A 4,727-nucleotide genomic window follows, 5' to 3' on the forward strand; every position below is an offset into this window, starting at 1 on the left:
CCGGGGCTGTTTGGCGGGCGCACGTTCACGCGGCACCTAGGCCCTGTCTGACAAATCCCGCCTGGCTCGCGACGCCTGGCACGCACACTCGCTGCGTTGTCGGAGTCGCCCGAGTACGTCCAGTACACGGGCGATCCTCCGCCTTGCGATTGCGCGCCCCAGGCGCCGCGAGCCCCGCCCTACCGGCGGACGGCGCTATTTGTCAGACAGGGCCTGGCCGGACCGAACGATGTTCCGCGCAGGCCGTACTGACTTCGGCTTGTCAGGGCGAGGTGGGGGTGCTGAGGGTGAGGTCGTGCCGGCTATGAAGCCCCGGTTTTTTTGTCCGATATTGGATTGTTTTGCCTTTTTGCTTGAGGGGCGAGTCGGGGGGATCTTGACTGATCGCTGGGGGGTGGAGATACATTAATGATCGATCAAAGTCCTTAAAGTCCAGGCAATGTTGACTGGGAGGGCTTTGAACGGGGGTGATTCAATGATCTTGGTTGAGCGGCATGCTGAGCTGCAAAACCTGAAGCGGATGCTGGACGAGTGCAAGCTGACCGGTCGAAAGGTGGCCCTGATCGCGGGCCCGGGGGGCGTTGGAAAAACAACACTCCTGACGGGTTTCTCTGGGTATGCCAAGAGTGTCGGCGCACTGGTACTGAGTGCATCCGGAGCCCGTTCTGAGCAAACCCACGGTCTGGGTGTGCTGAGGCAGATATTTCGTTCTCTTGAGTTGAGCGCCGAGGGAAAAGAGCGTCTTGAGTTCATCCTGGCCTCGCAAGAGCTGGAATCCCGGGGTTCCCGGCTGAGTGCGTGCGCCGTGGATGAGCTGACGGACTTTCTGCTCGAAGCTTCCGACGGTCGCCCTTTGGTGCTGGCCCTGGATGATATGCAGTATGCGGATTCGGCCAGTTTGCAGGCGCTTCTTCTGATGCTGCGTCGACTTGCGTCGAGGCCTGTCATCGCTGCATTCGCCGAGTGGAGGATATCTAACTCCAAGCGCCTGGGGATTCTGTCCGAGTGCATCAAGCAGCCATATTTCCATTACCTGAATTTGGGCCCGCTCTCTCTTGGGGGCGTGACCAATTTTCTGCGGCAGCAACGTTTTAGCGAGGCGCGTGCGGAGCGACTTGCCCCTTCTTTCCTTGCGGTGACAGGGGGTAGCCCACTGCTCCTGCAAGCACTGTGTCAAGATCAGTTCGCCGGGCGCGCCGAGCCTGATTCCGAAGACGTCGAGTTGGTTCGCGCGGAGGACGAGGTTTCCGTAGGGGCTCACTTCCAGGTCGCTATTGAGGCCTGCCTGCACCGCTGGGACCCTCAACTGCTTGAAGTGGCTCGCGGCTTGGCCGCTCTCGGTGGACCGGCGTCCGCTGCCGAATTGGTGCGGCTGCTGGGGAGTGAACGCCGGACGGTGGTAGAGGCGTTGAGCGCTCTCACCGACACAGGACTGCTTCGTTCCGGGTGGTTCCGTGATTCCGCCGTCCAGGCCGCTGCGTTGAGCGGGCTCGATGGGGACGCACTCGCTGCGCTGTACGAGCGCACCGCCCTGCTCCTTCACCATGACGGCGTAGTGCCGTCGAAGGTTGCCGAACGCCTTGTCGCCGCCGGAGGCACCCCGCAGAAATGGTCCGTGGGAGTCCTCCGTGACGCGGCCCGGCAGGCAATGAGGGAGGGGGATCCGAGCCGCGCGGCCGAGTTCCTTGAGGTCGCCCGTGGAGCCTGTGGCGATGCCCACGAGCGGGCCGAGATCGTAGGGGCCCTGGCACGGGTCCTGTGGCTGGTCAAGCCGTCAGCGGTGACCTCGCTACTGGTGCCGCTGCGCTCGGCACTCGAAGTCGGGAGTCTGGACGGCCGCGGCATTGTGATGCTCAGTAGCTCCCTCGCCTGGCAAGGCCGTGCGGTAGAGGCGGCGATGGTACTTGAGCGTTTTGACACGCAACAGTGCGAGTTCGATCTGATCGCCACTGCCGAGTTGATGCTCGTACGTCAATGGCTTCGCTGGGTTTCGCCTCTCAAAGGGAAAGGCCGTGCCGATGGAATAGCACGGGCGGATTGTGCCGGCGAGGAGGCGGTCGAGGGCGAGTCGTGGAGTGACCTCGTAATGAGCGCCGAACAGGTCCTGGAGAGCTGCAGACTTGCCGACGCTCTACCGGTCGCAGTGCTGTCCGCTCTGCTCACACTGGTCTACGGCAACAGATTGGACGACGCCCAGCGCTGGTGCGCAATGCTCAGGACGGAGGCAGAAGCGTATCGGGCCGTGGCCTGGGTGGCCCTGCTTGCGGCTGTCGAGGGGATGGTGGCGCTGCGCAGGGGTGACCTGGTTGATGCCGAACGGCATACTCGCCGAGCTTTGACCGTGATGCCTCCACACAATTGGGGTGCGGCTGTCGGTCTACCGCTGTCCTGTCTCGTCTACGCCACCACGGCGATGGGGAAAACGAGCGAAGCGGAGGCGCTCATAAAAGAGGCACTTCCTGAGGTTCATCAGAATGCATTCTGGTTGCATTTCTTGCACGCGCGCGGTCGTTTTTACGTCGCAATCAACCGGCCGTACGCCGCGCTGGCGGATCTTCGAGAATGCGGCACCCTTCTCGTGAATTCTCACCTCGACCATCCTGCTTTCATCCCATGGCGTAGTGACCTGGCCGAGGCGTGGTTACTTCTCCGGGACCCGCTCAGCGCCAGAGCTGCCCTCGATGAGCAGTTGATACTGGCGAACGTCGAGGACGAGCGAGTGCGCGGTTGCTCCCTGCGCATCATGGCCGCCACGTTGGACATTCCAGCCCGAGCGTCCATGCTGAGTGACGCGGTGACGGTTCTCTTCAAATCCGGGGATCAGTTTGAGTTGGCCATCGCGCTCGCTGATGCGAGCGACGTCGAACTGGAATACGGCCGGTTCGTTGAATCCAGGCTCAGTGCACATCAAGCGAAACGGATGGCCAAGTTCTGCGGTGCCGAACCGCTCTACTGGCGGCTGCAGAAAACTGGTGGCGCGGAGAAACAGGACGATACTCCGAAAACTCAGGAGAACACTCCGGGCTTCACTGTACTCAGCCAGTCCGAGCGCAAGGTTGCGGCGCTGGCGGCGCAGGGGCGGAGCAACCGCGAGATAAGCCGAACGCTTTTCATCACGGTGAGCACGGTGGAGCAGCATCTCACCAAGGTCTACCGAAAACTCCGAGTGAGCAGTCGCTCAGGCCTGCCGGCGGAGCTGTACCTGATGGGCTCGGCGGACCACTGAGTTTTTAGCGGTACTGCTCCAGAGCGAGGCCGGGCTTGCCGATTGACGTCATTCGACGCGGGCTGCTGCGGGATCTGCGGAAGATGCGCCAGGTCGACCGCAGCAGCCTGTGCGACAGCGCGGACGCCGCAGTGCCCCAGCACCCTCCCGGCCGGGTCGGTGACGACCCGCACGTTCACGCCGTGGCGGCGGCGCTTGGCGGAGTGGTCGGTGTGCTGTCGCCGACGTGGTCGCACTCCGCCAAGGTGCCGCCGAGCACTGCGTAGTTCCGGATCACTCGCACGCAGGACTGTCAGCAGGCAAGCCTGATGAGAGCCGGTCGCGGGCAGCGCGCTGGGGTAGGACGACCGCCACGATAGGGGGGTGATTAGGGGTGGGGCCGCGCTTGATCGCCGGTACGTTGAGGCTCGATCGCAGGGAGTTCCCGTACAGGTCATGCGCTGGATGCGCCGGCCGACTGCGCTGAGAATGAGGGGTCTTGAACCGATGAACGTAGCCGCGGACCGGGACAATTGGTTCCGCAGATACGTACCTGCGGCGCCGGGCGCCGTCCAGTTGATCTGTCTGCCGCACGCGGGCGGTGGGGCACCACAGTTTCTCCCCCTGGCCCAGGAACTGGCTCCGGCCGTCGAGGTTGTGTGCGTACAGTACCCGGGGCGCCAGGACCGGCGGAGGGAGACGCCGGTCGACAACCTGCGCACCCTCGCTGACCGGTTGTGCGAGCTGTTGGCGCCCCGGCCGTCACAGCAACTGGTCATCCTCGGGCACAGCATGGGCGCGGTCCTCGGATTCGAACTGGGACTGCGGATCGAGCGCTCGGCGCCGGACGCGCTGCTCGGGCTGATCGCATCCGGCCGCCGGGCTCCGGTTGTCCACCGGGACGAGGACGTTCACAGGCGTGGCGACGACGAGATCATCGCGGAAATTCGTGCCCTGAGCGGTACCGCTCCGAGCTTGCTGGCCGACGAGGAACTGCTGCGCGTGGCCCTGCCCGCGCTGCGGGCCGACTACCGGGCGGTGGAGAGCTACCGCTACCGCGAAGGCGACCGGCTGCGTGCTCCGGTTGCCGCGCTTGTGGGCGACATCGACCCCCGCGTGAGTCTTGACGACGCCAGGGCCTGGCAGCAGGTTACCGATGCCGACTTCTCGATGCGAACGTTCCCCGGGGGACATTTCTATCTGGTCGAGCAGTGGGCCGACGTGGCGTCCACGATCGCCGACCGCATCGCTGTGTTTCAGGGCCGGGCACGTGTGTCCTGACCGGCCGGTGTGCCCGTGTGCGGACCTGCGCATGGTGCGGGACGCCGCCGCGGGCACAGCTCCGGGAATCGGCATCCGATAGCTCCCCACTCCCCTCCGCGCCCGAATTCCCACGGTTCTGTTTCTGTTCTCTTTCTCCGGTAGGCATCTCGGCCGACCGTGTACGGGGTAATTCCGCCAGGCGTTGGTATCCCCGGTTTCCTCGCTCGTTCTCCTCGCGACTATGGAGGTGATTTCGGCA

Annotated in this window: 2 protein-coding genes and 1 pseudogene; 2 read left to right on the top strand and 1 reads right to left on the bottom strand. The window is 64.1% G+C overall.

Annotation, left to right across the window (positions count from 1 at the left end; all coding sequences use genetic code 11):
• The first annotated feature begins 475 nt into the window (after nucleotides 1-475).
• Nucleotides 476-3,226: an AAA family ATPase gene (locus tag ACIQD6_RS28980; RefSeq protein ID WP_401887895.1), complete on the top strand. Its 2,751-nt coding sequence runs from the start codon at nucleotides 476-478 to the stop codon at nucleotides 3,224-3,226.
• A gap of 4 nt (nucleotides 3,227-3,230) precedes the next feature.
• Here ACIQD6_RS28980 and ACIQD6_RS28985 read toward each other — a convergent pair.
• Nucleotides 3,231-3,525 (bottom strand): annotated as a pseudogene (locus ACIQD6_RS28985) (hypothetical protein); the annotation flags it as partial.
• 187 nt (nucleotides 3,526-3,712) lie between these two features.
• Between ACIQD6_RS28985 and ACIQD6_RS28990 the strand changes: the two are divergent.
• Complete coding sequence (locus ACIQD6_RS28990; protein WP_401887898.1) at nucleotides 3,713-4,486, top strand: thioesterase II family protein; 774 nt, start codon at nucleotides 3,713-3,715, stop codon at nucleotides 4,484-4,486.
• Nucleotides 4,487-4,727: the final 241 nt, after the last annotated feature.

It is taken from the genome of Streptomyces sp. NPDC088400 (assembly GCF_044753355.1).
In the GTDB taxonomy this organism is placed as follows: Bacteria; Actinomycetota; Actinomycetes; order Streptomycetales; family Streptomycetaceae; genus Streptomyces.

Excerpts from the sequence above, each read along its gene's own strand:
- ACIQD6_RS28980 (WP_401887895.1), top strand. The coding sequence starts at position 476 with ATGATCTTGGTTGAGCGGCATGCTGAGCTGCAAAACCTGAAGCGGATG.
- ACIQD6_RS28990 (WP_401887898.1), top strand. The coding sequence starts at position 3,713 with ATGAACGTAGCCGCGGACCGGGACAATTGGTTCCGCAGATACGTACCT.